Origin of the sequence: Streptomyces sp. SID4985, from assembly GCF_009863025.1 — a bacterium.
Taxonomy (GTDB): Bacteria; Actinomycetota; Actinomycetes; order Streptomycetales; family Streptomycetaceae; genus Streptomyces.
Window position 1 is genome coordinate 1 of the sequence record NZ_WWIR01000142.1, and the last position, 422, is coordinate 422.

General features: G+C 72.3%; 1 protein-coding gene. It reads right to left on the reverse strand.

Translation table 11 applies throughout. From position 1 onward, the window contains the following. Positions 1-422 (reverse strand): AMP-binding protein (locus GTW40_RS05440; RefSeq protein ID WP_161179003.1); only part of this gene is annotated, 422 nt, incomplete at both ends.

Here is a 422-nt window from a genome sequence, read left to right on the forward strand (position 1 = left end):
GCGAGGACCGCGGCCTGGGCGACGGCGGGGTGGCGGGTCAGTGCCGTCTCGATCTCGCCGGGTTCGACGCGGAAGCCGCGTACCTTCACTTGGTGGTCGGCGCGTGCGACGTATTCGAGCTCTCCGTCGGCTCGGTGGCGTACGAGGTCGCCGGTGCGGTACATGCGTGCGCCGTCCTCGGAGAACGGGCAGGCGACGAACCGCCCGGCCGTGAGTGCCGCCCGGTTCAGGTATCCGCGCGCCAGACCCGGGCCCGCGACGTACAACTCGCCCGTCACACCCGGCGGTACGACGCACAGCCGCTCGTCCAGCACGTACACCCGGAAGTCCGCGACCGGTCGGCCGATCGGCGGTGTGCCGTGCTCCGGTGAGAGCGGGTCGCTCATGGTCGCGCAGACCGTCGTCTCCGTCGGGCCGTACGC